At 66.6% G+C, this 26,025-nt stretch carries 26 protein-coding genes and 1 pseudogene; 9 read left to right on the top strand and 18 right to left on the bottom strand.

Annotated elements, in window-relative coordinates; translation table 11 throughout:
- Positions 1-837, bottom strand: an 837-nt coding sequence (locus EV671_RS22380; protein ID WP_165917685.1) for a choice-of-anchor A family protein, incomplete at its 3' end; no start/stop codon positions are given.
- 425 nt (positions 838-1,262) lie between these two features.
- Here EV671_RS22380 and EV671_RS22375 point away from each other — a divergent pair.
- Both EV671_RS22375 and EV671_RS22370 read left to right on the top strand, forming a co-directional pair.
- Positions 1,263-1,604 carry a helix-turn-helix domain-containing protein gene (locus EV671_RS22375; protein ID WP_132575987.1) on the top strand — a complete coding sequence of 114 codons (342 nt, stop codon included), beginning with the start codon at positions 1,263-1,265 and terminating at the stop codon, positions 1,602-1,604.
- Positions 1,604-2,986, top strand: coding sequence for a type II toxin-antitoxin system HipA family toxin (locus tag EV671_RS22370; protein WP_132575985.1), 1,383 nt, complete (start codon positions 1,604-1,606; stop codon positions 2,984-2,986). The genes EV671_RS22375 and EV671_RS22370 overlap by 1 nt, the downstream gene beginning before the upstream one ends.
- 225 nt (positions 2,987-3,211) lie before the next feature.
- Here EV671_RS22370 and EV671_RS22365 read toward each other — a convergent pair whose 3' ends face one another.
- Positions 3,212-3,466 carry a hypothetical protein gene (locus tag EV671_RS22365; RefSeq protein ID WP_132575983.1) on the bottom strand — a complete coding sequence of 85 codons (255 nt, stop codon included), beginning with the start codon at positions 3,464-3,466 and terminating at the stop codon, positions 3,212-3,214.
- A gap of 134 nt (positions 3,467-3,600) precedes the next feature.
- Between EV671_RS22365 and EV671_RS22360 the strand changes: the two genes are divergently transcribed.
- The 6 genes and pseudogenes from EV671_RS22360 (at position 3,601) to EV671_RS22340 (ending at position 8,153) form a co-directional block, all read left to right on the top strand.
- A complete protein-coding gene (locus EV671_RS22360) occupies positions 3,601-5,214 on the top strand; it encodes a gamma-glutamyltransferase family protein (protein WP_132575981.1) in 1,614 nt (537 codons plus the stop codon).
- A 2-nt stretch (positions 5,215-5,216) separates the two neighbouring features.
- Positions 5,217-5,591 (top strand): PPC domain-containing DNA-binding protein, encoded by a 375-nt coding sequence (locus tag EV671_RS22355; RefSeq protein WP_132575979.1) that lies wholly within the window; start codon positions 5,217-5,219, stop codon positions 5,589-5,591.
- Positions 5,592-5,733: 142 nt separating this feature from the next.
- Positions 5,734-7,005: an MFS transporter gene (locus EV671_RS22350; RefSeq protein ID WP_132575977.1), complete on the top strand. Its 1,272-nt coding sequence runs from the start codon at positions 5,734-5,736 to the stop codon at positions 7,003-7,005.
- Positions 7,002-7,385, top strand: a pseudogene (locus tag EV671_RS27570) (GNAT family N-acetyltransferase); the annotation flags it as partial. The gene EV671_RS22350 and the pseudogene EV671_RS27570, both read left to right, overlap by 4 nt.
- A 1-nt stretch (position 7,386) precedes the next feature.
- Complete coding sequence (locus EV671_RS28035; protein ID WP_207911223.1) at positions 7,387-7,584, top strand: GNAT family N-acetyltransferase; 198 nt, start codon at positions 7,387-7,389, stop codon at positions 7,582-7,584.
- 74 nt (positions 7,585-7,658) lie between these two features.
- Positions 7,659-8,153 carry a hypothetical protein gene (locus tag EV671_RS22340; RefSeq protein WP_132575973.1) on the top strand — a complete coding sequence of 165 codons (495 nt, stop codon included), beginning with the start codon at positions 7,659-7,661 and terminating at the stop codon, positions 8,151-8,153.
- Between the two features lie 209 nt (positions 8,154-8,362).
- Here EV671_RS22340 and EV671_RS22335 read toward each other — a convergent pair whose 3' ends face one another.
- The 4 genes from EV671_RS22335 to EV671_RS28030 all read right to left on the bottom strand — a co-directional run bounded on the left by EV671_RS22335 (position 8,363) and on the right by EV671_RS28030 (position 10,707).
- Positions 8,363-8,569: a transcriptional regulator gene (locus EV671_RS22335; protein ID WP_132575971.1), complete on the bottom strand. Its 207-nt coding sequence runs from the start codon at positions 8,567-8,569 to the stop codon at positions 8,363-8,365.
- A gap of 261 nt (positions 8,570-8,830) precedes the next feature.
- Positions 8,831-9,004, bottom strand: a complete 174-nt coding sequence (locus EV671_RS26875) for a hypothetical protein (protein ID WP_165917684.1) — start codon at positions 9,002-9,004, stop codon at positions 8,831-8,833.
- Positions 9,005-9,082: 78 nt separating this feature from the next.
- Entirely contained in the window at positions 9,083-10,411 is a 1,329-nt protein-coding gene (locus EV671_RS22330) for a type II toxin-antitoxin system HipA family toxin (protein WP_132575969.1), read from the bottom strand.
- On the bottom strand, positions 10,408-10,707 hold the full coding sequence (locus EV671_RS28030) for a helix-turn-helix domain-containing protein (protein ID WP_132575967.1): 300 nt from the start codon (positions 10,705-10,707) through the stop codon (positions 10,408-10,410). Before EV671_RS28030 ends, EV671_RS22330 begins: the two co-directional genes overlap by 4 nt.
- A 917-nt stretch (positions 10,708-11,624) precedes the next feature.
- On the opposite strand from EV671_RS28030, the gene EV671_RS22310 reads away from it, so the two are divergent.
- Positions 11,625-13,157: a Fic family protein gene (locus tag EV671_RS22310; protein WP_243655847.1), complete on the top strand. Its 1,533-nt coding sequence runs from the start codon at positions 11,625-11,627 to the stop codon at positions 13,155-13,157.
- 50 nt (positions 13,158-13,207) lie between these two features.
- On the opposite strand, the gene EV671_RS22305 is transcribed toward EV671_RS22310, so the two are convergent.
- The 12 genes from EV671_RS22305 to EV671_RS22250 all read right to left on the bottom strand — a co-directional run bounded on the left by EV671_RS22305 (position 13,208) and on the right by EV671_RS22250 (position 26,013).
- Positions 13,208-14,212, bottom strand: a complete 1,005-nt coding sequence (locus tag EV671_RS22305; RefSeq protein WP_415840497.1) for a relaxase/mobilization nuclease domain-containing protein — start codon at positions 14,210-14,212, stop codon at positions 13,208-13,210.
- On the bottom strand, positions 14,203-14,781 hold the full coding sequence (locus EV671_RS22300; RefSeq protein WP_132575959.1) for a hypothetical protein: 579 nt from the start codon (positions 14,779-14,781) through the stop codon (positions 14,203-14,205). Before EV671_RS22300 ends, EV671_RS22305 begins: the two co-directional genes overlap by 10 nt.
- Complete coding sequence (locus EV671_RS22295; RefSeq protein ID WP_132575957.1) at positions 14,778-16,214, bottom strand: DUF1173 domain-containing protein; 1,437 nt, start codon at positions 16,212-16,214, stop codon at positions 14,778-14,780. The genes EV671_RS22300 and EV671_RS22295 overlap by 4 nt, the downstream gene beginning before the upstream one ends.
- Before the next feature lie 10 nt (positions 16,215-16,224).
- Positions 16,225-17,190, bottom strand: a complete 966-nt coding sequence (locus EV671_RS22290) for an LPD7 domain-containing protein (protein ID WP_243655846.1) — start codon at positions 17,188-17,190, stop codon at positions 16,225-16,227.
- A gap of 161 nt (positions 17,191-17,351) precedes the next feature.
- The gene (locus tag EV671_RS22285; protein WP_132575953.1) at positions 17,352-18,005 is read right to left on the bottom strand and encodes an OmpA family protein; all 654 of its coding nucleotides are present in this window, start codon (positions 18,003-18,005) and stop codon (positions 17,352-17,354) included.
- 16 nt (positions 18,006-18,021) lie between these two features.
- Positions 18,022-20,010, bottom strand: a complete 1,989-nt coding sequence (locus tag EV671_RS22280) for a type IV secretory system conjugative DNA transfer family protein (protein WP_132575951.1) — start codon at positions 20,008-20,010, stop codon at positions 18,022-18,024.
- A complete protein-coding gene (gene virB11 / locus EV671_RS22275) occupies positions 20,007-21,092 on the bottom strand; it encodes a P-type DNA transfer ATPase VirB11 (RefSeq protein WP_132575949.1) in 1,086 nt (361 codons plus the stop codon). The genes EV671_RS22280 and virB11 overlap by 4 nt, the downstream gene beginning before the upstream one ends.
- A gap of 4 nt (positions 21,093-21,096) precedes the next feature.
- Entirely contained in the window at positions 21,097-22,494 is a 1,398-nt protein-coding gene (gene virB10, locus EV671_RS22270) for a type IV secretion system protein VirB10 (RefSeq protein ID WP_132575947.1), read from the bottom strand.
- Entirely contained in the window at positions 22,491-23,417 is a 927-nt protein-coding gene (locus tag EV671_RS22265; RefSeq protein ID WP_132575945.1) for a TrbG/VirB9 family P-type conjugative transfer protein, read from the bottom strand. The genes virB10 and EV671_RS22265 overlap by 4 nt, the downstream gene beginning before the upstream one ends.
- Positions 23,414-24,187, bottom strand: coding sequence for a VirB8 family type IV secretion system protein (locus tag EV671_RS22260; protein WP_132575943.1), 774 nt, complete (start codon positions 24,185-24,187; stop codon positions 23,414-23,416). Before EV671_RS22260 ends, EV671_RS22265 begins: the two co-directional genes overlap by 4 nt.
- Positions 24,188-24,224: 37 nt before the next feature.
- Positions 24,225-24,920: a TrbJ/VirB5 family protein gene (locus EV671_RS22255; protein ID WP_132575941.1), complete on the bottom strand. Its 696-nt coding sequence runs from the start codon at positions 24,918-24,920 to the stop codon at positions 24,225-24,227.
- 25 nt (positions 24,921-24,945) lie between these two features.
- Positions 24,946-26,013 (bottom strand): TrbL/VirB6 family protein, encoded by a 1,068-nt coding sequence (locus tag EV671_RS22250; protein WP_132575939.1) that lies wholly within the window; start codon positions 26,011-26,013, stop codon positions 24,946-24,948.
- Between the last annotated feature and the right edge of the window lie 12 nt (positions 26,014-26,025).

The raw sequence follows: 26,025 nt of genomic DNA, 5'->3' as shown, positions 1-26,025 counted from the left end.
CAGCGAGGCCGGCTCCGGCACATGCTGCACCTGGGCCTGATTCTGGAGGGCCGGCATCGGTGCGTCGTTGACTTGCACGCTGCTGTTCCAGTCCTTCACAACGACCTGGCCGTTGATCTGGCCCCAGCCCTGACCGACGCTGGCGTTCAAGGCCAGCAGCGAAGCGTTGATGCCGCCGTTGAGCAGGACGCTTTTGGCCTCGGGCAGGTTGAACAACACCTGACCCTTGTTGAAGCCGGTGTAGCCGTGGTTGCCGAAGTCGACCGATGTGCCGTGGATGTTGATGAGGATCTGGGCGCCGTCGGCCAGGCCGTCGATCTGCAGGTTCTTCGCCGCATCGGCGGCCTGGATGTCGAACACCGCCAGCGTCTGGCCGGCCGCGTTGAAGTGCAGCGTGCCCCACTGGTCGACCGCGGTACCGGTGTTGGTCAGCGCGTCCAGCGTGGACGACAGCGTGGCCAGGCGCTGCTGCTCGCTCGCGAAGGCGAAGCCCTGGCCGCTCAGCACGCCGCCCATCACGGTGCCGGACTGGCTAGGCGTGTAGCTGCCGCCGACGATGGCGCCGCCCCAGACCGAGCCGCTGGAGAAGCTCAGGTTGCCGCCCACCGTCAGGCCGGTGCCGCCATAGAGGGCGCCGGCACCGGTCTTGGTGTTGATCGAGTAGCTGCCGATGCTGGCGTTGCCGCCGACGGCCACGCGGCCCTCCACATCGCTGCTGCCGACGTTCATGTTGCCGAACGCAAGCAGGTTGAGGCTGCCGTCCAGGCCGAGGCTGATCGGGCCGGCGTGGGCGGCGTTCGCGGCGAGCAGGGTGATGGTCAGGGCGAGGCGGCGCATCGAGCGGGGCATGGCGTTGGGCATAGCCTGCCAGTCTAGAAAGCGGGCCGTGCTCGCGTCACGCCTTGTCGCGGGGGTTGGAAAGGTCGTTTGCGAAACAATTCACGGCCTGCCAGCCTCACAAAAGAATCGGCTCTGTTGGCGTTGAGTCTTGAGAGCCCCCCTCACGAAGGCTCTGGGGTGGGGGGCTTGCCCGTTGCTTTGTTGGCGAACGACCTCCTGCGCGGCCTTCTGGATTTCGTTTCTCGGATGCTCGAACTGCCTGGGCCATGACCTCGCCGTGCACCGCTCTCGACAAATAGCGCGTCTGCAATATCAGTCTTAACGAAGATAGTGACTGTGATTGCGTACTTGACAGAAGTGGCTGTGAGGTCATATTGTCTTCAATAACAGTCACTATGCAATTTGAGACTGGAATTGCAGACATGAAGCGCAATGAGCAACCTCTGATGAGTCCTGAGCGCCTGCTCGAAGCTCGCCAGCTCGGGGAGAAACTGGCGCGCCTGCGTATGGCGCGGCGGATCCGGCAAGCGGATGCGGCGACACGAGCGGGTATTTCCCGCTCCACGGCTGTGCTGCTGGAGAAAGGTGACCTTAGCCGTACTCTGGCCCAAATACTGCGGTACCTGGACGCGATTGCGCCTGGCGTGAGCCTGCTTTCGCTTCTGAAGGAAGACGACCCGTCACTGCTAGCTTTAGCAGCGCGGGAGGCCACGCAGCGGGTGCGGGAGCTGAGCAAGGCGGAGCTGCAACGTCTGGACTTCTGATGGCTCGCAAGAAAGCCGAAGTCTTCATCTTCAGTCACATCGCACAAGCCGACGGGAATCGGTTCGTGCCTTCGGGAATTCTGGGCCTGACAGAGACGCTCGGCGCGAATGCGCAGAACCGCGACCTCGCCAGTGAGTTCGCCTACGGCATTGGGTATATCGGGCGCAAAGAGTCCTTTGAGCTTGACCCAGTGAGCTTGGGGCTTGGAGACCGGCAGAGCATCAAAGGCAAGATGCTCTTTCCGGTCGACGGGCTTCGTGAGTTCGGCGGGATTCGCGATGCTGCGCCTGATGCATGGGGACGCAGGGTCATCGAGGCTCGCCTGAAAGTGCCAGCCAACAGCCTGTTGGAGGTGCAGTACCTGCTGCACGCCGGCGGTGATCGCGTGGGCGCTCTTGACGTGCGCGAACTGCGGACGAGCCCTGATTCGACGTCCGCGAGCGACTGGCACTCCCTGCAGTACGTGTTGGAGGCGGCTGATGCTGTTGAGAACGGCGCCCCCGTCCCTGCGAACCTAGAACGTTTCTTGTGTGCCGGGTCGTCGGCGGGCGGCGCTCGGCCGAAAGCATCAGTGCGCGACGATGACGGAGCGCTTTGGCTTGCCAAGTTCCCGGCCAAGGGCGATGCGTTCAATGTGGCCAAGGCGGAGTCGTGCACCTTGGAGCTTGCGCGTCGCTGCGGTCTGACTGTCCCTGAGGTGCTTTATCAAGACATCGGGGGGCAGCCGGTCATGCTCATTCGGCGGTTTGACCGCTATTGGGGGCAGACTGGCCAGCAGCCGCCCGAGGGAGCGCTGCACCACACTCGGCCGGTTGAGGGCTGTGTAGAGGGGCGCCTGCCGTTTGTCAGTGGCCTCACGCTGGTCGCTTGCAGCGAGCCCGAATCGCCAGGCAAGGCATATTCAGATCTGGGACGCGCCATCCACAGGTATGTGCATCCAAGCTGCGTGCGAGCCAACGGCGAGGAAATGTTTGCTCGCATGGTGCTGAACATCTTCGTGACCAACGATGATGACCACCTGCGCAATCACGGCTTCGTACGCGACCCACGGCTTGGTGGCTGGAGGCTCAGCCCCTTGTATGACGTCGTGCCGCGACCGGTTATCTCGGGCGAGCGCAGGCTGCACCTCGGTGTTGGAGAGCAAGGCAAGCTTGCGACTTTGAACAATGCATTGAGCCACTGCTCTGCTTTCGTGCCGGAGCGCCCCGTGGCTGTTGGCATCATGCGCCGCGTGTGGGGCGAGGTGCGCCAGTGGAAGACCTGCTTCGAAGAAAACGGAGCCGACGGCAAGCTTCTGGACCATATCGGGCGTGCTTTCCGTGACATCAGCGAGATTGCGTCGCCTGAGCTCGAAGCCGAAATCCGCAAGGGTGCTTCATAGACCCTCGTGGGTCGTTCCACGTGGGCGACATGTGAGGGGCACGTTCGATGTTTGCTCGCATGATGCTGAACATCATCGTGACCACCTTGCGGCCCTGCCGCGCTTCGCTCATCGCGATCAACTTGCGGTAGGACTTGCACCGGCAAGACCATGCGCACGCTGAGCGCCCATGAAAAAAGGCCGCAGCCCTTGCAGGCTGCGGCCTCGCGCGGCGCGCTGTTGCGCTTACTGCGTCTTGGTCTCGGTCTTGGCGGCGTCGCCGGCCTTGGCATCGGCTGCCTTCTTGGCGTGGTGATGCTTGTGGTGATGCTTGGCGCCGCTGGCGGCTTCGGCGGGGGCGGCAGCCGCGGCGGGCGCTGCGGTGGCGGCCGGAGCCGGCTTGGCGGCGGCGGCCGGGGCAGAGGCCGGGGTCTGGGCCAGGGCCACGCCCGAGGCAAGCGTGATGAGGGCGGTAGCGATGGTGGTCTTCAGCGTGTTCATCTTGAGGGCTCCAGGGTGGTTTCGGGTTTCGGTTCGGCTCTTGCGAGAGCTTGGGCAAACAACGACGACTGTGCCTCGCTCGTTGACATCGGGCGATTCGGTTGCAAAGCTTTACAACGGCAGAATCAACGCGCATGAATACCTCGCCCCATTTCGACTGGACCGCCGGCTACCCGAGCCGGCGCAGCGCACTGTTCGCGCGCAACGTCGTGTCCACCTCGCATCCGCTCGCAGCCCAGGCCGGGCTGCGCATGCTGCAGGCGGGGGGCAATGCGGTGGATGCGGCCATCGCCACGGCGGCCTGCATGACGCTGGTCGAGCCCTGCAGCAACGGCCTGGGCTCGGACGCCTTCTGCATCCTGTGGGATGGCCGCCGGTTGCACGGGCTGAACGCCTCCGGCCCGGCGCCGGCGGCGTGGACGCCCGAGTTCTTCAAGGGTCAGGGCATGCCTCGCCGTGGCTGGGGTGCGGTGACGGTGCCTGGCGCCGTGGGAGGCTGGGTGGCCTTGAGCGAGCGCTTCGGCACACTGCCGTTCGCCGACCTGCTGCAGCCCGCCATCGAGATCGCCGAGCGCGGCTATGCCGTGCCGCCCATCGTGCAGGGCAAATGGGCGATGGCCGCGGCCTTGAACGAGATCACCTCGCAGCCCGGCTTCGCTCAGGCCTTCCTGCCCCATGGCCGGGCGCCGGTGGTGGGCGAGCAGTTCCGCTTCGCCGACGCGGCGCGCAGCCTGAGGCTGATCGCCCAGACCCGGGGCGAGGCCTTCTATCGTGGCGAGATCGCACAGGCCCTGGCCCGTTTCGCGCGCGACACCGGCGGCGCGCTGACCGAGGCCGACCTGGCGGCCTACCGGCCCGAGTGGGTCACGCCCCTGGCCAAGGACTTCGCCGGCCACACCCTGCACGAGATCCCGCCCAACGGGCAGGGCATCGCGGCGCAGATGGCCCTGGGCCTGCTGGAACACTGCGGCGTGACGGCCTACGCGGTCGACAGCCCCGAGGCCCAGCACCTGATGATCGAGGCGATGAAGCTGGCCTTCGCCGACGTCTACCGCTTCGTCGCCGAGCCGGGAGCGATGTCGGTCAGCGCGGCGCAGTTGCTGGACGACGGCTACCTTGCCGAGCGCGCCAAGCTGATCGACCCGGGGCGCGCCCAGGTCTTCGGTGCGGGCAACCCGGTCAAGGGCGGCACCATCTACCTGACCGCGGCGGACGAGTCGGGAATGATGGTCAGCTTCATCCAGAGCAACTACATGGGCTTCGGTTCGGGCCTGGTGCTGCCGGGCTATGGCGTCAGCCTGCAGAACCGCGGCCACTGCTTCACGCTGGAGGCCGGCCATCCCAATCAGGTCGCACCGGGCAAGCGCCCCTTCCACACCATCATCCCGGCGTTCCTGACGAAGGACGGCGCGCCGGTCATGAGCTTCGGCGTGATGGGCGGCAATATGCAGCCCCAGGGCCATCTGCAGACCCTGGTGCGCATGCTCTGCTACGGCCAGAACCCGCAGGCCGCCTGCGACGCGCCTCGCTGGCGTTTCAATGAGGGCCTGTCCATCAACATCGAGCCCCATATGCCGGCGGCCACCATCGAGGCCCTGCGCGCACGCGGCCACCAGGTCGGCGACATCCACGACAGCTACCAGGACTTCGGTGCCGGCCAGTTCATCTGGCGCCTGGGCGAGCCGGGCGCGCAAGGCTATGTGGCTGCCAGCGACCCGCGGCGCGATGGCGCGGCGGTGGGCTTCTGAGCATGGAAGCCCTGCGCCTGAACCCAGGCGACGACCTGCGTGCAACGCTGGAGGCCGGTGGGCGCACGGGCTTCGTCATTGCGGGCCTGGGCAGCCTCGGCCATGCCGAGTTGCGCTTCGCGGGCGCAGCCGGCCCGACCCACGTGGACGGCCCGCTCGAGATCCTCACCCTGAGTGGCAGCCTCACGCCGGCGGGCGTCCATCTGCACGCGAGCGTGTCCGATGCGTCGGGCCGCGTGCTCGGCGGCCATGTCTGTGCCGGCTGTACCGTGCGGACGACGGCCGAGCTGCTGATCGCGCCGCTGCCGCCGGGCTCGCTGAGTCGCGAGTGGGACGAGGCGACGGGCTACGCCGAACTCGTCGTGCGCCGAGCATGACCGTTGGCACGCGACGCCGCTGCGCCGCGCTGCTAGCATGCGCCGCATGACCAAGCTGCTCGACCTCGACTGACGCCGCAAGCGCGTCAACCTATCCCGGCGGGGCTGCCCGCCTGTCGAGTCGTGTCGGAGCCTTAGCGTCATGTCCTCCAAGTTCTTTTCCCTCGCGCCCGGCGACCTGCTGCGCGATGCGGTCTACCGGCGGCTTTGGTCGTCCATCCTGATTTCCTCCCTCGGCGGCCAGATCACGATGCTGGCCCTGCCGCTGACGGCGGCCGTGCTGCTGCAGGCCAGCCCCACGCAGATGGGCCTGCTGCAGGCGATGGAGATCCTGCCCTTCGTGCTGTTCTCGCTGCCGGCCGGCGTGCTGCTGGACCGCGTGCGCAAGCTACCGGTCTATGTCGCCGGCGAGAGCCTGCTCGCCGTGGCCGTGGCCAGCGTGCCACTGGCGGCGTGGATGGGCGCGCTGGGCATGGGCTGGCTCTATGTCGTCGGCTTCGTGCTCGGCTGCGTCTACACGGTGGCGGGCAGTGCGGCCCAGATCGTGCTGACCCAGGTGGTGCCGCGCGAGCGCCTGGTGGAGGCCCATGCCAAGAACGCGCTCGCCTCGTCGGGTGCCGAGGTGGCGGGCCCGGGCCTGGCGGGCGCGCTGATCAAGATGCTGGGTGCACCGCTGGCCCTGGCCGTGGATGCGGCCCTGCTGCTCGCGTCGGCCGCCATCCTGCGCGGCATCCGCGTCAGCGAGACGCTGGCCGCACGCCGCGGCGAGGACTTCTGGACCGAGCTCAAGGCCGGCCTGCACTTCGTGCGCGAGCGCCGGCTGCTCGTCAGCCTGGCCACGGCCTGCGGCGGCTGGCAGCTCTTCCACAACGCGGCCCTGGTCGTGCAGATCCTGTTCGCCACGCGCGAGCTGCAGCTGAGCCCGCAGACGGTGGGCCTGTCCTATGTCGCGCTGGGCGCCGGCACGGTGCTGGCCAGCGTCTTCGGCCACCGCATCAGCCGGCGCATCGGCCCGGGGCCCTGCCTGGTGCTGGGCTATGCGGCCTGCGGCGTCGGCTGGCTGCAGCTCGCGCTCGCACCGACCGGGCGCTACGGCGTCGTCAGCTTCGGAGTGATGCTGTTCGCCTTCGGCGTCGGTGCCGTGCTGATCTTCATCAACTTCCTGTCGCTGCGCCAGGCGGTCACGCCCGCGCCCATGCTGGGCCGCATGACGAGCACGATGCGCTGGCTCATCCTGCTGCCGGCGGGCCCGGGCGCGCTGATCGGCGGCTGGCTGGGCGAGCATGTCGGCCTGCGTTCGGCGCTGGGCTTCTCGGGCGTGGGTGCCTGCCTGCTGGCCGTGCTGGCCTGGCGGCACGAGGCCATCCGCGGCGTGCGCGAACTGCCCAAGCCGGTGGAGGTGGCTGCGGCATGAGCGAGCCGGAGCCCCCGCTGATCGACATCCCCGAGCGCCTGGACGGCGAGCGCACCATGCTGCTGGCGCCGCGCGCCGGCCTGGGCGCGGAGATGGCCGTCGTCATCGCGCAGTCGCTGTCCCATCTGCGGCCCTGGATGATCTGGGCCCAGCAGGCGCCGACGGCGGAGAGCGCGGAGCTGGTCGTGCGCCGCATGATGGCCGACTTCATCGCGCGCCGCGACCTGTGCTGGCAGATCTATGCCCGCCGTGCCGACGGCAGCCCTGGGCGAATGCTGGGCGGCACCGGCCTGCACCGCATCGACTGGGAAGTGCGCAAGTTCGAGATCGGCTACTGGATCAGGCCCGACGCGACAGGGCGGGGGGCATGTCGGCGAGTCGGTGCGGCTGCTCACCGACCTGGCCTTCGGCGGCCTGGCGGCGCGGCGCGTCGAGATCCGCTGCGACTCGCGCAATGCAAAGAGCAGGGCGGTGGCCAAGCGCTGCGGCTTCGAGCTCGAAGGCGTCCTGAGGAACGACTACCTCGGCGTCGACGGCCATCCGCGTGACAGCTGCGTGTATTCGCGCATCGCGGGATGAGGTCGCTTCGGGTGCCATATGCGCGCGCTCATGATGCGCTGCCGGATGAGCCCAAGAGAGAGATGGCGGCGTGCATGAAGCTGAACCTCGGTCAGGCTGTGCAGTTCATCGACCGTCGAACGGGCCCGGTCCGGCATGGCGAGTTCATCGTGCGGCACGACAAGCAGGCGACCGTGCTCGAAGAAGACGTGCGCCGGACCTGGAAGGTCCCGTACGTCGCGCCCGGCGTGCAGGACTACGGGCCGCCGCCGGAGCCTGCAGCACCGGCGGCAATCGTCGCCTTCAGGATTGGGGACAAGGCGACCTTCGATGACGGCAAGGAGGTGATCCCGGTGGGCCATGTCACGCGCATCCACCGTCGCACCGCCACGCGGCAAGCCATAGACGAAAACCGTCACCGTGACGGATCGTCGCCACTTCGACAACCTCATGTGGCAGCGACCGCCAGCGGGGCGAGGGAGCCCCGGTCAAGGCCGGCCAGGAGCACACTTGGTGGTGTCGGGTTGTGCGGGCGGCTACTTCTTGATCAGGTAGCCGACCAGGCCGCCGACGATGGCGGTCAGGATTGACGTCGACCAGCGCTTGTCGTCGGCCGACGCGCTGGTCACGGCGACGTAGATGCAAAGGCCCAGCAGCACGGAAACCCCGCCGAGTGCAAAGAAGAACAGCGCCAGCTCCTTGATCTAGCGCACCTTGGCATCGCCGGGCAGCTCGGACTTCTCAATCTTGATGCTGACTTCGTGATCGTCACGAACCAGCTTGGCGAGATCGACCTCGCTCACAGGCCGACGAATTCCGTGGCCAGCTCTTGGTTGGGCCGAGCGATGCCGACCTTCTTGCCCTCGTGGGTGGCCTTGGTGGCCGCGATGTAGAGGTGGATGGCCTTGCGCAGGGCGTCGACCTTCTTGTCGTCGTTGCTGCCGGCGACTTGCTCAAGCTCCTGATTCAGGCGATCAGAAAGGGTGATGGAAAAACGGACGGTCATTTCGGACACTCCAAAAATGAAGTGCACCAAATTTACACCATTTTGAAGCGACCGAGTTCGGGCGTGGTTCAAAGCTGAGTGTGGGCGCGCAATTCGATGGGCTGGTGATCACGTTCGACGATGGACGTGACGGGCACCGCCGATGGCCGTCGTGATCACGATGTCGATGGAATTGATCGCGCTGGGCGATGGGCATCGCGACCATGAACGAGAGCGCCGGCAGCGGTCAGGCTGGCGGCGCTCCTGTGATGCGGTGGCGGGTCAGAACGGCGGATCGTCGAGGCTCGGCGGCGGGTCGGGCGCGACGATGTTGTGCGCCGAGCGTTCGTCGTAGTAGCGATGGATCTGGTCGCCGTAGCGGGCCTCGAACAGGTCGAGGACGTGCCCGATGAAGTTGTGGATCTGCACCACGGCGTCATCGCTGAGCCGGGGCATTGGGATCGCGGCGATGTCGATGGACCATCGAATAGACCCGAGAGTGGGCGCCGGGCGGATGGTCTGCCAGGACAGCGATTAGCGCTGCCCCAGCAGAGGCGAGCGGCCAATCTTCTCGACCTTCGCTGCCTTGATTGGCGCTGGGGCAGAAAACTTGGCCGCGGCCGCGGCGATGGGCTCGTCCAGTGACGGCAGGCTCCAGGTCTTCTGAAGACGCAGGCTGTTCATCCCGTCGCTCCACGCGTGCAGCATGCGTTTGCCCGTCTCATAGAACGCAGGGTACCGCTCTGTGGCCTCGACAACCTGAGGCGTGACCTGGACGATGGCCTCACAGATGCGTTCGACGCGCTCTAGCGTCTGCGCCGGCATCACATTGCACCTGGCCTGCAGAAACCGCTCCAGGGCCTTGCCAGGCATCCACGTGCTGCGCCCGTCGATGGGCATGCCCGTTGGATTCTTCGCGTAGTCGTCGTAGACCGTGATGGTCAGCATGTCGTAGACGGGAGCCAGCTCGATGTGCTCACGGGAGCTGTAGAGCAGGGCGATGTTCTTGGTGTGGCAATCGGCGTTGCGGAGCGCGTAGGTCAGCAGCAGCAGGTCTGCGAGGTGCGAGAGCGCTGCGTTCTGCTGTTCTGCCTGAGGCGTGACGTCCTTGATGCGGCCGACAACGCGCTCCCAGGTCGATTCGTACTTCTGCTCCGGCCGCAGCGTGAGCAGGCTGCACAGGTCTTCCATGCCTTTGCGTGTCGTGCCGTCGGCTTCGAAGTCGAACCGATGCACCACCAGCGCTTGTCCGTCGTCGGAGACTTCGGTCGTCGCCGTCGGAAACCCCGCCTGACGCGACACCTCCATGCACAGATGCTCATTGAGGGCGACGCCGGGCAGCCGAGCTGTTGTGCCTTTGATGATGTAGCGCTCGGTAGCCAGGGTGCCCTTGGCGTGCTCACCGAATGTGTTTGGCGAAAGGAACTTTGGAACGACGCCGGACACACCCGACGCTGCATGCCGGCGCACAAGGTCAACAAAAGCCTCTTCCGAGTTGTCGCCCCGCAGGATGCCGTTGAGATCGAATGGCATCGGCGGCTGCGTGGGGTCCGCACCTGGCGTGGCGACCTTGACTCGCCCGATGGCGTTGCGCCCGACGAGCGATAGCAGATTCAGTGGTGATGCGCCGACGTGCGGTCCAAGCTGCTCTTGCAGGATGGAAAGCAAGAAGCCCTCGGGCAGGTTCATCCGGAACAGCGGATGCAGCTCCGGATAGGCATAGGACTCCGTGCGCACGGGCATGAGCAGCGAGACGAACTGCTCAGGCGCAACGTCCGGGTGGTACGTCATCACATGCCGGAAACCATCCGTCGACTCCAGCGTGGCGACAGCTTGGTTATGGACGTAGACGTGGAGCTTCATCGCTGGGTACGCCCTGGGGCAGTTGCGTCACTCGTTGCCTGAGCCTGACGCTGTCGCTCCGCCAGGGCATCGTCCAGGGTGAAGCTGCTGCTCTTGGTCGTGAACGACAACTCGTGGCCCAGGACCCCAAGGAGGCGAAGTAATTTTCGCGAGCCGAACTCTGCGACGCCGCCTGTCTCAAAGCGGGCGAGGGTCGACTGGCCCAAGCCGCTAAGGGCCGCGAGCTGCTTCTGCGTCATGCCGCGCTCTTGCCTGAGCTGCGCTACCGCTCTGCCGAGGGAATAAAGGCTGTCCATATGCTGTATGTGCTATCGCCGTGGTTGGCTCGAAGCCCTCTCCCATTGGGTTGGAGAGGCTTCTCGCGTCCCGGACTGTAGCAAATAAGGCATTTCCCTCTGTTATCGCAGCGGCTATTTATTGCCGTATTTGCTATGCGACGCCAATGCCGACTCAGCAATTACCACCTGTAGATACGTTCTTTCCCAGCTGGTGGTGGCGCGCGAGCCCTGGTCCCTGGAAAACGGCTGCCTCACGCCGACCTTGAAGATCAAGCGGGGACGGATCGAAGGCGGCGTCGCGGATCGGGTGGCCGGGTGGTATGGCGAGGGCCGGCCAGTCGTCTGGGGCTGACGGCTGAAGGAGCGCAACGCTGTGCCTGATCGACGGGCAGGTGTCGGACAAACCTAAACACAACCTGCCGGTCGCGAGCGGCAGCTTCGAGGCGTCCCGAACTGGCCGGACAGGCCGGCCTCGCCGAGAGAGTTGAATTCGTAGTGCGTTTGCACCACGGTGCGGCTATGAAAGACGCAGTCATCCCCCCAGACCCTGTCGAGAGCGAGCTGCGTGCAAGCCTCGACGCGGTGCTGCGCCCAGGCGAAACGCTGGCTGTCGGTCGTGGCGCGATACGAGGGCTGCAGCGGTGCGAGGAACTGGCCGATCTCCTCCGCGATGCCACTCTCCAGCCTCGCGGCGGTGATCGTCTGGCCGGCAATGAACAGCTGGCATTCGTCGGCGTTCCAGCCAGCCAGCAGGCCGACGGGAGCCTGGCGGCCCGCGCTACAGGCGGCTCATGGCTCCTCCGGCAGCATCTTGCTCATGCTGCATCCGGCTTAGCGGAATTCCGTATAGCGCGCAGGTGTTGCGACAGTCAAATAAAAAAATCGGCAAGAGGCTGATTCCGTACAATTTTCTTTGTGTAGCGGAGAGAAAAGCTGTGGCCCGGAGCATTGGATACGATTTTCTGGCATCCGCCCTCCACAGCGGCGCGTTCCCCATCGCGCGCCCGGCGCGGACCGGCCCGGTGACGCGCGTGACAGAACGTGCAGATGTCCTCCTCGTGCCGCCTGCGGTCGCTCCCAGCACAGATGATCCGCTGACGCATCTGCAGTTCGCGCTCAAGCATGAGGGAACGAACCTGCAGGCCGCAATTCTGGCGTTGAAGAAGATCCCTGCGCAGTCCCTGGCCCAGGCGTTCCAGCGGTCGCCCAGCAGCGGCTACGCGCGGATTGCCTGCTACCTCTGGGAAATTGCCAACGGCCAACGGCTCGACGGCCTGCCGCCGGCTGTCGGTGCCTACGAGAAGCTCTTCGACGAGGACCAATTCGTCACGGCCCGAACGCTGCGCGACCCACGCTGGCGTGTGGACTTCAACGGCATTGGTTCGCCCAGCTACTGCATCACGGTGCGGCGCAGTCCGGCGATCGACGAGCTGCTCAAGGCGGACATCCTTGGCCAGGTGGCGGAGTTCGTCTCGAGCATCGACCAGGAAGTGCTGGACCGGGCGGTTCGCTGGGCCTACCTCAGCGAGACGGACAACAGTTACGCGATCGAGCGGGAGAAGCCGTCGGCGTCGAAGGCCGAGGCCTTCGCGACCCTGCTGGCTAGGGCGCATGACACTGAGGTCATCAGCGAGGACTACCTCGTGGCGTTGCAGAACCTGGCAGTCAGCAATCCGCTGGACCAGGCCGATGGGTTCCGCGAAGAACAGAACCGGCTGCGCAACGAGATGCGCGGCGCGCTGGGTGTGACCTACCTTCCACCGCCACCGGAGCTCGTGCGACCGGTCATGGATGCGGTCATGGCGCTATGCAACGACCGCGACAGCGGGGTCGATGCGCTCGTGCGAGGCAGTTTGGCGAGCTTCGCCTTCGTCTTCGCGCACCCTTTCATGGACGGCAACGGCCGGCTCTCGCGCTTTCTCTTCCACAAGGTCGCGTGCGCCGACCCGCGGCTGGCCAACGGCCTGGTGCTGCCCGTCTCCGTCGCCATGAAGCGCAACGAACGAGACTACCTCGCGGCGCTGCAGTCCTTTTCGAAACCTGCCCGGGCGTTCTGGGACGTCACCTTTCTCTCGGACGACCAGATCCACCAGGACTTCCGCGGCCAGCCGGAAATCTACCGCTACTGGGATGCCACCCCCTGCGTTGAGTTCGGCCTGCAGATGGCTCGGGAGGCCCTGCAGCGGGACCTTCGCCAGGAGATGGACTTCCTGCACCGGTTCGACGCGGTGTATCGGGCCGTCAACGCAGCGGTCGACATGAACAACCACGATCTGGTCATCGTGGCCAGAACCGTCGCTGAGAACGGCGAGCTCTCCAACAACCGGACCAAGCAACTCATCGCCAAGGGGCATCGCCCTGAACTCGTTCAAAGAGCCGCCAATGCGGCGCTGGAGGCGCTAGCGGGCTTGGAAGGTGAGCATGTTGCTTCCAACACAGCTGTCCCGGGTGGCACGCCCGCCACATGAAGCCCTGCGCCGGATCTGGACTTCGACAGCGGCGGCCTTTCGAGGCGGGCTCAGCGTTCCAGATCCGGTTCGGTCCGCGTCAAGCCTGATCCACGCGATGGCGATATGTCCCTGGGCTCGCGCTCGAGAGTTGCTCCCGGGCGCTTTCGCGTTGCGGCCACCTCCCTGATGAAGGGGGTCTGGCGGATGAACTCGCCGACCCGCCAGGCCAACTCGCGATCCTCGGGGGCGGCCGATCCGGCAAGAGCGGACATGATTTGAGCCCATGCCAGCATCGCATCCCCACGATTGCGGTAGTAGCGCTCGCCTGACTTCCTGGGTTCGCTCCGCGCCAGGGGTTCTGCATCCTCGCGGGCCTTTCTCCGCCACGCGGACTCCGGTTTTCGGTTCGCGCCGCGCAAAGCCTGGCTGGTTGCCTCGGCGTCGACACCCAGGCTGCGCAGTTGGGCGGCGAAGGTTTCGCGCCAGCGATGGCGTTCGGGCCAGGCATCGATGCGTTCACCGGACCTGGACTGCATCCGCACCGCCAGGTGCACATGCGGATTGGCCTGCTTGTCGTGCAGGACCATGACGTAGCGGTAGTCGGCGAGCTCGGTCCGGGCGAACGCGCGTGCCGCCTGCAGCACGAGCTCCGGATCGGTCCCTCGCGGCATGGAAAGCGTGACGTTGAGCGCCTCGCGCCGATGCGAGACCTCTTCGATCGTCGAGCAGCCATAGCGCCACAGAACGGCCAGGTCACGCAAAGCCTCCCTGCCGACGAAGTGCTCGCCCCGGTCATCCTCGACATCGAGGGTCCCGTCCCGGCTGATGTAGTCGAACTGATCCGCGATCGCGCGCATGCCTCGGCCGCCCCCAGCGACCTTGACCACCACTTCCGGCGCGTGTCGCACCACCACGGCCTCGATGCGATTGCGGATGAGCACGGCCTTGCGCCGCGTCAGCACGCCCAGTCGCGGCGTCGGATCGGGCTTCACGATGCGCAGGCGCGGATAGAAGAGGCGCTCGCCCCAACGCACCAGCACGGCATCCACGGCAGGCGTCGCGCTCACCGCCATCTCCTCGTGGACTCCAGTTCAGCCATCAAGCTGGCGGCCAATCGGAGGTGGGTCAGGACATCGTCGTTCAATGACTGCAGGCGGATCCGATAGGGCTCGAGTTTTGCGGAGTCCGCCGTACGGAGCAGGCGCAAGAAGGCCAGCAGATCGACGGACATCGCCGCGATATGGTCGGTCGACTTCGTCAGCGCCGCGATCATGGCCGGGTGATCGACCGGCAGCGCAGCCAGTTGCCCGTGGTCCATCAGTGCCTTGACATAGTGGCTTCTGGACACGCCGCTGGCGCGGGCTCGCTTCAGCAGTTCTGCGGCACATGCCGGCGACAGGCGCAGCAACACCCGCACTGAATTCCGTTGACCAACGTCGTCGTCACAGAGGCCTGTCGCCGCGGCGGCTGAGCCTGCCTCGAGCATCTGGGCGATGGCCATCCGCGCCGCGCAGGACAGGCTGAGATGGCTTCGCCGGGCGTGCTCACGCAGCCCCTCGCCGAGCCCGACCAGATTGAGGTGGAGCTGATCCCGCTTGGCCGCGGGCGAGATTCGCTTGGAAATCGGTCTGGTCTCGCTCATAGGTCTTCCCCGCCGCGGGCAATGACGATGCCTGGCGCTGATTTCCCCCCGCGATCCGGAAACCCAGCGTCCTGTCGTGTGCTCCCCGACCGCGTCCGGTGCCGGCCCAGGACGGCGCGGCCGGTCGTCTCGGCGGACTGGTCCGCCGCCCGACGGGCGGCATCCTTCGACGCCGCGATGACGGGACCCCAAAGCCCCTGCTGTTCATGGGATGGCAGCGGGGGCAGGGGCTCGAGGTGGGTGTGCCATATCCAGGTCGAGTCGTCCGAGCTCTCGGTTTCGGGCCAGGCGGTTGGCTCTTGTGGGTCCCCATGCAGCACGCGCAAGGTCGTCGGGCGCGCACCGCTGTCCGACAGCACGGCGAACGCGAGCGACTCCTGCGCGCCCAGGTCATAACGCAAGCTCCGCGTGAATGCCCGTTCCTCGGCGACCAGCCGGTCCACCAGCTGTTTGCCAAAACCATCGTCCACGGGCAGCCATTGCCGAGACACCGGCATCAGGCAGAGTTCCTGGATCGACGGAACACCGGAGTTGCCCACGCCAAAGGTCGCAATCAGGACCATGTGGATGTCGTCGCTCGCCGCCCATAGGGTCAGCTCGCTCTCGAAGCAGCGTTCGAGCCGCCGGAACAGCGCCGCCTCGATCGCGAAGGCCAGGTCGGGCATGTGCTTGATCGTGGCCTTGAAGCCGTAGCGCGCCGGCGCGACCTCCTTGACTTCGGCGAGCAGCAGCATCATCGGCATCCGCCCGGTGGGGCGGGACAGTGCCTGCGACCAGGCTGCCCGCCGGCGCGCATCGATGGCGTCCCGCTGCTCGACGAAAAACGGTTCGGGGATGAAGAGCCGCGTCCGCAGCGATGTGCGCTTGGCGATCATGGACTGCGCCGCCTGCAGCAGCAGCCCCCGTACGATCGGCCAGGTTCTGCGGCCTGCCAGATCCGGATGCCAGCGGGTCAGTCCGGCCTGATCCCACAGGTAATGCAACAGGCCCCGCAACGAGAGCCTGATGCCGTCCGCGCACACGCTGCTGCGGAATGCGCCTGACGCCGCAATCCCCGTGCGATCGGGGAGCCGGTCCATCGCGAAACCCAGCCTCAGCGTGGTTTCGCCGGTCTCCGGGTCCTCGGTGATCGCCGTTCCGAGCACCTGACCCAGGCCCGAGAGGGCAGCCGGTGGCGCATAGGACGGACATTCGGGCGCATGCTGCCAGCCGGTATCCGGCATGCGCTTGACGACGAATCCCGCATCGGGCCGGGCCAGGCGCGCCACGTACATCTCGACGCCATCGGGTTGGCACAGACACCGCAGCCGAAGATGGGCGGCGTGAGCGTCTGCGACGATGTCGGCAAAGTCGGGAGCGTCGATGGCAAGCTGGCGGCCGTCCACCTCGTAGACGGAGGCGGCGGCTGCGATGCGGTGCACGGTGGGCGCCATGGTCAGCCCCTCAGCGGCGCGGCGCGGTGGTGGCCCGCTCGGGATTGCGCTGCGGCTCCTGCGCCCCGACCGTAGCCGTGCGCTGGGCGGGCGCCGCCTTGTCGTAGATCCTGACACGCGGCATCTGACCCTCGCGGACGCGCTGGGCCAGTTTTTCCGCGGCTGCGGGCATCTCGGCCTCACGTGTCATGACGGGCATGTCCTCGGGAACCAGCACCGCCTCGATGGCGGCCAGCATGGCGCTGCGTCCGCCGCCCTGCGCTTCCTTGAAGGGGTCGTCCTTGCCGATGAGGTGCTCGACCCGGTTGGGGCGGCGAGCCTCGCTCTCCCGCCTGAGCAGGGCCAAGTCCTCGACCGTCGGCTCGAAGCCCTGCGTCTTCAGACCCCTTGCTGACGCTTCGAGCCAGACCATCCGCTTGAAATCCTCGTGCCCGGACACCCGCAGGCCCTTCCAGTGGCGCGCCTCAGCGACATCGACCATCGAACGCGCGACCGAAGGGCTGTTGGTGTCGGTGGCCAGCCTGAAGGTCGACTCGGTGAAAGCCACGCGTGACCTGTCGCCCCGAGACCGATATTCGGTTCGCCGGAGCGTGGCGTCACCGACTGTCACCGTGGTGCGCCTGATGACATAGCGCTGCAGCAGCCCGGCTTCCAGACGGGCGGCCAGGGCGGCCTGTTCATCCCGTGCCTGTTGCCGGGGCGTCGGCCGTTCCTCGACGGGGGCGGTGTGGGGCCGCCTCGTGTCGCCAGGGAGTGTGCTGACGAGGGGGCCCGCCTCGGGCAGCTGCGCGAGTACCGGCTTGGCATCGGGAGCGTGCGCCGCCGAGGCCGGCCGCTGGGGCCCGCGCCGCCATTGGCCGTCCCGTTTTTCGATCGACGTGCGCTTGCCGTCCATGGCCACAGCGACGAAGAGCTTGCTCCCAAGCAGCTCGGTCCTGGCCACCATGTCTTCATAGTGCTCGGCGCGGTGGATCACGTCGACGACCGGGTCGCGCAGCTCGTATCGCTCTGCGGCGGCTCCGTCCGGGGCTCGAGGACTTGGTGATCCCGAGCGCTGCGCAGGCTCGACGGCGCGGCCCAAGGATGGCGCCGATGGGCGCGAAGGCATGTGTTCTGCACTCATCGTGGCGCCCGCCTTCAGGACCCGGCAACGGCGGCCAAGCCGGCCTGGACCGGCCTTGTGCGGTAGACCTCCACCTCCACGCGTCGGTTCAAGCGACGACCGCCTGCGCTGTCGTTGTCGGCCACGTAGTCGCCCGCGGGTTGATAGGTGGTGCGGATGCGCAGTGCATCCACGCCGGCCGCGACCAGATAGTCGCGCACGGCCATGGCCCGGGCTCGTGCCATTCGGCTCTCCGCTGGAAGGTCTTGGCGACCGTCCGTGCGTCCGCGAACCAGGATCAGCGGCGAGGCCCTGGCCTCGTCGATCAGCGCTGCAGCCAGATCCTGGCGGACGGCCACCCGCGAGCTGCCGAAGTCGAATTGCACGGTGAACACGCGATTGGCCTGATCCTGCAAGCCGGCAACGGATTGCATGGCCGCGAGCCTCTGCTGGCGGGATCTCAGTTCGGCCAGGACCCTCGCGTTGGCTTGCGCCAGGCGCCCGGATTCGTGTGCCTGTGAACGGCTGTCCTGGAGATCGCCGCGGCAGATCTGCAGTTCGACTGCAGACAGGGAGTTGACGGGTCGGCGCAAGGACCCGTCCACCGTGGGCGGCTTGGGCGGTGCGCTGCATGAAGCCAGGGCCAGCAGCCAAGGCACGAGAGGGGTGATGAAGCGGGCTGATCGCATGGCATTGCTCCTGGGTCTAGTGCATGTGGCCGCGCTCGGGTGGCTCAGGCCGCTCCATCAGCACGCCGTCTGGGTCGCTGACCGGCTCGATCGCGCCACCGCTTGGCGTGCGGTCCGTCGAGGTGCGACCAAAGAAGTCATTCAGGTCCTTCGCTATTTCGGCGGGGTGTGTCGAGGCCAGCTCGGGCTGCTGGCGGACATCCGCGGGCTTTGGGCTGTCGCCCGGTGCTAGCTTGTCGGCCGCGTCGCGACAGCGTCCCTGGGCATGCGCGAGGTGCAGCTTCATGTCCATGGCCGGCACTGTGGGCGCCGGCAGCAGCCGAGACGTGAAGGCCTTGTCCCGGTGGTAGCGGATCTTCTCGGCGAGGATGGGCTTGCAGTTCTCGAGGATCACCACGAGGCGTTCGCTACCGAGTTCCTTGAACTCCTGGGGCAGCAGCAGGGCCCGACGCTGTTCGCTCTCGTTGAAGCTGACGCTGCTGTGGTTGCGGCCGTCGAAGGACCGGCTGCGCCCGCGCGTCAGGGCGCGCTCGGTGAAGTTCCCCAGCATCGCGCTGTATTCATCGGCATCGCGCTGCTCGCGGGGGGCGAACAGGATTTGCAGGCCGTGGTTGGTCGCGAAACTCCGCGCTTCCTTGTCCCCGTACAGGGCGTCGAGCTGTGACATGGCCTGCACCACGGTCAGCAGCCGCAGGTTGTAGCCGGCGAGGAAGGCGGCACCCTGCGTGATGGCGGCGGCGCGGCCCATCACGGTGAACTCGTCGTTGATCAGCAGGCATTGCAGCTTCAAGGCGGGGTCCTGCTCCGGCAGGACGTCCGTATTGGCCGCGACGAGTTGCGAGAAGAACAGGTTCAGCAGCGGTCGGGCATTGGCCAGTCGGTTCGGGGGTATGCGCACATAGATCGACATGTGGCGGCGGCGCAGGTCCGCGAGCCTGAAGTCGTCGGCGCTGGTCGCCGCGTCGACCATGGCATCCGCGAAGATCGTCAGTGGCGCATTGAAGGTGGCCACCACGCCGGCCAGCGTGTTCTCGGAATTCGACAGCAGTCGCTGCAACGCGTCCCTGCATTCGTCCGAGAACGCGGCACCCCGCGCCCGACGCCGGCTGATCAGTCCGGCGAGGTGATCTTTCAGGGGGCGACCCTGGCCGGACGACTGCCTGAGCATCTCGCCGATCGAGCGTGGCAGCTCCGGCGTTTCCAGCAGCATCAGGCCCAGGCCCAGAAAGAGGTTGCGTGCCTGATCGTTGAAGAAGGCTTCGGACGAGGTGCCCGTGCCGTCGCCAGAGAAGAGCACCTGTCCGATGTTGAGCAGGTCACTGACGCGGTGCAGGGGACTGACGCGTACGGCGCTGAGCGGATTCCAGCGATGACTGCAGGCGTTCTCATCGAAGGGTGAGAATGCATACACGGCCTGGCCGTGCGCGGCGCGGTAGCCCGCCGTGATGGCGTAGTTCTCGCCCTTGAGGTCCAGCACCACGACCGAGTCCGGCCAATTCAACAGATTCGGGATGACTACGCCCACGCCCTTGCCGCTTCGGGTGGGGGCGGACAGCATCACGGAGAGCTGGCCGGGCAGCGACAGGAATCGGCCGCGATAGCGGCCCACCAGGATGCGCTGCAAGGGGATGTGCCCGGTGAGGCCGGCACGCGAGATCTCGGCGGCAGTCGCGAATCGGGCATCGCCATGCAGCGGTCGCCTCTGCCGGGCGGCTGCAACGAGGCCGATGGGGAGCAGTACGAGAAGCCCGATGCCGGAAGTGCCGATAGCGATCTGCAGCTTCCTGCGCAGCGGCGGGTCACCGGCATAGAGCCGCCAGTAGTGGGCGATGCTCGCAAACCGAGCCTGGCTCGGGTTGGCCTTGTTCAGGATCAGGAACAGTGTGCCGGCCAGGTAGATCGCCGCACAGGCCAGTGCCGCATAACCTGCCAGGCCGAAGACGACCGCAGCGACCTTGCGCCCGGTAGACCAGGCTGAGAAGTGCAGGGCGGTTCCGGTGCTCATGGCGGCGTCGCTCCCTGATGAGCACCTGCGCCGAAGCGGCGGGCGCGTGGCTCGTAGTGGATCTCGGAGATGAAGCGCCCGCGCTCGTCGCGGTCGAACTGGACGATCACGTCGACGACGATGCCCAGCAGCCGCTTGATCTCGTTCATCGTCAGGCCACCGCCGGCACCCGTCTCACGGATCATCAGCGCCATCTGCTCGAAGGCCAGGGCGCAGCAGCCCGAGTGGACGCTGGTGATGCTGCCGGGATGGCCGGAGGCGGCCAGGCGGACAAAGTGAAAGCACTCGTCGCCGCGGACCTCGGCGAGGAAGATGCGGTCCGGCTTCATGCGAAGACTGGCCTCCAGCAGCGACTTCGCCGTGACGCGTGCGGTGCCCTGGCCGTCCTTGCTGTAGAAGAGGTGGACGCCGTTGGGGTGGTTGGTCAGCGTGAGCTCGGCGCTGTCCTCGATGGTGATGAGGCGTTCCTGCCTGGGCACCTCTTCGACCAGGCCCTTCATGAACGTGGTCTTGCCGGAGCCTGTCCTGCCACTGATGACCATCGTCTGGCGCATGAGTACCGCCAGGCGCAGGAACTCGGCGTAGCGGCGCGCGTCCTTGAGCTCGAGCAATTCCCTCTCGAAGGGAAGGATCTGGCTCTCACCCGCCGCGGTTGAAACCGTCCGCTCGAACAGGCCCTCGCGCTCGAAGTCGGACAGGCGCTTGATCACCGTGGCGGGCTTGCGCAGCGTGATCGAGACGGTCCCTCGCGTTACGGCCGGCGGGATCACGAACTGCACGCGCTCGCCGCTTGGCAGCGTTGCGGACAGCAGCGGCCGCTCCTGGTTGATCTGCTGGTCGCTGAAGGTGGCGACGGCCGTCGCCAGCGACAGGCAGCGCTCCTGCGTCATGTCGGGAGCGGTCAGGGCTCGCCAGCCTTCGGCCGTTTCGATGAACAGCTGGCCCGGCCTGTTCACGCAGACCTCCTGGACTCCCTCGATGTCCAGCTGCTCGCGCAATGGACGGAGGAACTCCACCACCGAGGTGGCGTCGCCGCACCAGGGCTGGTCGTTCTTGCCGGTGTCGAGATCGAAGGCGTCCATGGCGTCAGGGCTTCGGAGAGCTCGCGGGCGTCGGCCTCAACTCATACACCGACGAGAAGTCGAGGTCGCGGGCGACATAGATGCCGACGATGCCGCCCTGGTTCCGATAGATCAGCGGCGGGATGTTGATGGTGCTGTCCAACACCTTCTCGGCCAGCTTGCTGGTGTTGGCCGTCGTGGACGGCAGGACGATGGTGCTGGCCTGGCGGTCGTTGGCCTGACCCTGAATGACGAGCTTCACCGAGTCGTCGATCAGCGACAGCAGCATGGCGGCCCCGATGCGCTCGGTCCAGCGGTTGTCGACATCGCCGTCGATGCCGGATTCACCCAGCTGACCGGTCGCGGGAGACTCGATGTCGACGGTGACGCCGAACGGCGTGCGCAGGCGCGTCCACAGCACCGGGATGCGGACCATTCCCGGACGGACGGCCGCGATGCGGTACTCGCCGTCGAGGTGTGATCCTCGCTCGATCAGCAGCACGCGCCCGTCGTCGCTGTAGACGTTGCGCTGCACCTGGCAGCCCACCATGCCGGAGGCGGCGCTGATCACGCGGGTCTTGAGGGCACAGGTGAAGGCGGTGCCCTTCGGCAAGGTCAGGCTGCGGTTGCCGAGCATCGCGGCTGCCACGCGCGGCGTCGCCGATCCCTGGAGCTGTCCGCCGAACAGTCCGGAGACTTGCTGGCTGCTCATGGGCGCGGGGAGGGGGCCTGCAGGCGGCACGAGCGGCGTACCCGGTTGGGGACCGCCCGCACTGGCGAGTTCGGCGGTTCGGGTCAGGTTGTCCAGCAGGCCCTGCAGCTGACGCTGGTAGGCCTGCAGGTTCCTTGATGTCGCGGACAGCGGGTCTTGTGTCTCGGCATCGGCAGATACCTGTTCCATCGTCGCCTGGCCGGCATCTGTCGGCCGTGGTGCGGCACTGGCCAGCGCCGGTCGCGTGGAGACCAGCAGGACCGGCGCATCCTGAGGGGAGGTCGGCGCTTGGCCGCCACCCGAAGGCGGCTGCGAACCCGTGCGGCGTACCCCGATGGGCTCCGCCTGCTCGTCGTCCGTGGGCAGAATTGCGGGAACCCGCGGCGAGTTGACGGTTGAGGCAGCGGATGCGGCCGCGACAGGCATCTCGATCCGACGGGGCTCGGTCCCGGCCGCTGCCGGCTTGTCGCGCAGCATCCTGTCGTCGTCGGCGCCCTTTCGAGTGCTCGTCGCGAAGCGATGGATCGCCAATGCCGAGACGACGACGAGGCTGAGGACCAACAGGCCGACGGCCAGCAGACCTTTCCTGGAAACGGCCACCCTCGATGGCGCCGTCACGCTGGGAATGCCCGGCTCGCCAGGTAGCGGGGACAGCATGCTGTCGTCTGCTGCACCGTCTGCCCCGGCGCCTGAGCGTGGTTCGGCGTTCATGGCTGGACTCCCATCGGCGCGCTCGTGGAGTTCGCTTGCGCGGCCTTGAGGACGCGCTGGACGCCTGGGATCGTGGTCCCTTGATTTGGCGGGGAGCCGTTCAGGTCAAAGGCCTCGTTCCAGATCCCGGCGACGGCATTGCCGGCGCGCAGCATCAGCCGCCGGCTGACCCTGTCCACGACAAGAAGGTCGTCTTCCATCCGGGAGTTGACGAGGGTTTCGCTGCCGTCACCGAGCACATGGAAGACCGCGGGCACTTCGCGGTTCCCCGGAAACCGGAGGTAGGTGAACCGGCCATCGTCGAACACCAGCGTCGGCACGATGTCCTCGGACCTGGCGCCTTCGGCCAGCGAATACTGCGTGTTCATCACCTGCGGCTTCGCCTGCAGCCGCTCCGCGACGATCTGCTCGGGCGGCGGCGCCGGTGGGGGCTCCGGCATTGGGAGGAGCGGTAGGTGCTGGACGGCCGTGAGTGAGGGCGCAGATGTAGGTGGTCTCGCCGGCGCCGGCGGCTTCACGACCAGTCGATAGACCGGTGGCTTGGACTCGCCGTCGGCGAGGACGTCGAAGCGGAACGTGTGGACGCGCCGGTCGGTGACCACCGCCAGGTTGTTGCTGGCGCCGGCTGATGTCTTGGGCTTGACGAAGATCGTTCGTCCGCCAGGCTGCGCCGCGACGCACCAGGCCGAGTCCGGCTTGGCGCAATCGGCGCCCAGGCCCGACGCGATTTCGGTGATGGCCTCGTCGGCTCCCAGGACGATGAGCGTCACGGTGCCGCGCTTCACCGGCACCGTCACCACGCCGGCAGGGTTGTAGGTGACTTCGCGCAGTCGAGGGTCTGCTGGTTCGGCCAGGGATGCAGCCGCGCAGCCGATGCCGCCGAGGATTGCGACCAGGCGTCGCAGAGCTGGGGCGCATGTCATGGCTTGGCCTCCTGCGGCGCCGTGTTGATCTCGGGATCAGACCGGTAGGCGGTCGCGACGAAGCCGAAGGGGTTCTCCAGCCGATCCCGCTCCTTGGCGAGCACCTTGGGCTGGTATTGGTAAACGATGCTGGCGACATGCCGCGTCCTGACCTCGGCCAGGTTGCGGTCGGTCAGGCGGACAAACTTGTCGTAGGTGACGGTGGCCTCGCCGCGATTGCCGGCCCGGCCCGCCGCGGAGAGGCGGACGCCGACGATGTCGATCCGCCATTCCTCGGCCGCGCCGATCTTCTTCTGCAGGGCGTCGGGACCCTCGAACTGCCGGTTGTAGTCAGCGAACACCGCCGGCACCGCCATGCGCGCGACCTGGTCGAAGTCCCGCTGCAGGAACGCCCAGCTGTACCCCTCGCGCGCACGGACGAAGGTGGCCAGGTTGTGTTTGTCCAAGGCCTCCATCGGTGGAATGGTCTCGACGCTGAGACGCTGCTGCACCGTGGCCTCGCCGGTGACCCGGTCGACGACGATGGGGATTTCGACCACGCGGCGCAACGGTCCCTGGGCGAACACGGCGGCAATGCCGACGAGGGCCACGACCAGGCCGGCTGTGGCGACCCACCATGCGCGGCGCTCGGATCGTTCGAGCATTTCGGTGCGGTCGAGTTCCCAGGCGCGGTTCGCTTGGAGTTCATGGTCGTCGTCGTCGGCTGGGGCCGGCCGATCAGGTCGAATCGGCCATGCGGCGGCTCTTCCTGGTGTCAGGATGGCATTCATGAGGGGCTTTCGGTTGGGGGGCGGCGGGCCTTGCCGCTCAGGGCAGGTAGGTGGAGACCTTGCCGGTGCGGCTCAGCATCTCGTACTGACGCTCCCGGTCGCGGGAGCGTTCAATGCGCTCCTCGCTGTCCGCAAGCCCCTGGAGCATTTGCAATTGGGACATCTCGTGGCCGAGCAGGGCACTCTCGGCGCCGATGCGGGCCTGGATTTCCTGCACCGACTTCTGATCCGTCGTCGCGTTGATCTGGCCCATCAGGGACTGGATCTGGCTCAGACGGCCGGCGGCCGCGGCCATCGCATCCTGGATCATTCCCTTCTGTTGGTAGGGCTGGGCCAGCCTCGCCTGGCAGCTCCTGCGGGTGCCAGCGGACAGGTCCATGCAGTTGTAGACCATGCCGGCATCCCGCAGCGTCTTCGCCGTCGACGTGAGGCCGGCATAGCCCGACGCGTCCAGCGCGTTGAACTGCGTGTAGGCCTTGGCGGGAACGTAGTTCATCAGCGCGGGATTGTTGAAGACCTTGCCGAGGTTCCTCGAGCCGTTCATGCTGTTCAGCTGGGCCTGGAGCCGCGTGATCTGCTGTACCTGGTTGTTGATCTTGGTGATGTCGTTCATCACCTGCTGCACGGTCTGCACGAGATTGGCCACGTCGATCACGGGGATGCCTTGGGCCTCTGCGGCGCCCACCCAGGCCGTGGCGGCGATGGACGCGGCGAACTTCAGAAACAGGTTCATGGTGAAGCTCCTGTGCAGTGGGGTGTCATATGCGGCCGCGCATCGCGGCGAGCTTGTAGGCAGCGGTCCTGGCGGTTCTGTAGCCGTAGCGCGCGGCGCTCGCCGCCCCAGCTGCAGCCGTAGCGGTGGCCTTGCCGGCCATGAATGGGAGGCCGACGCCGGCGCGCACGACGCCACCCTGGGCACCGGGTCCGGTTGCATGACCCGCGCCGGTCTTGGTCAGATGCCTTGAGACCGTCAGTGCGTTCTGGATCATCTGGACACCTTGCTGGATCGCTGTGCCGCCGGTGAGCGCTGAGGCGAGGCTGGGTGCCTGGAAGCAGAGGATGGCCATCAGGATCATGACGATGCAGTACTTCAGGGATTCGGCGACGACGTTGAAGGTCGGTCCCTGGAAGCCGCCCTGGTCCTGGATGGCCTTGACCAGCGATCCGCCCATAAAGGAACTCAGGCCGAGTGCGAAGAACGCGAACCAGGCCAACACCACGGAGTTCAGCAGCATGGACAGCCAGCTGTCGAAGAAACGTGCAGTGGGCCGCCAGGCGAGACAGAGGATGAACAGCGGTCCGACCGCGAGCGTGAAGGTGAGGAACACCTTTGCGAGCGTGACCACGAAGAGGGCCAGGCACAGGAAGATCACATTGGCGATTGAGGTCGCGGCTGCGGCGAACAGCAGGTCAGGCCGCGTGATGCCCGCGTCCTTCAGCAGGTCGAGGACCAGCTGGCTGGCCTTGTCGTTGAAGGCGTCCAGGAGCACGTAGGGCCCGCTGATCGTTGTTGCATCCGCCGATGGAGGCAGGAACGTTGTCGCCACGCCGGTGCCGAGAGCATTCGCGGTTTCGACCACGTTGCTGACGTAGAAGCCGGACTGCAGTGCGAAGGCCAGGACCATGCCGATCTTGAACACCTTCCACATGAAGGCCGGCACGGTCTCCGAGACTTCGTTCCGAAGGACGGCCCAGCCATACAGGGCGATCCACAGCGTCATCGTCGTCAACGCGATGGGAGCGATCGCCCTCATCAGCGCGGTGACGACGTCGACAACGTAGCCGTTCAGCACGATGTCGAATTGAGCGCCGACCCAAGTAAACATGGTGATGCCTCG

The organism is Roseateles saccharophilus (assembly GCF_004342485.1).
Lineage (GTDB): Bacteria > Pseudomonadota > Gammaproteobacteria > Burkholderiales > Burkholderiaceae_C > Pelomonas > Pelomonas saccharophila.
Note: the sequence above shows the minus strand (reverse complement) of the source record. Positions and strands in the feature narration are given on the sequence as shown.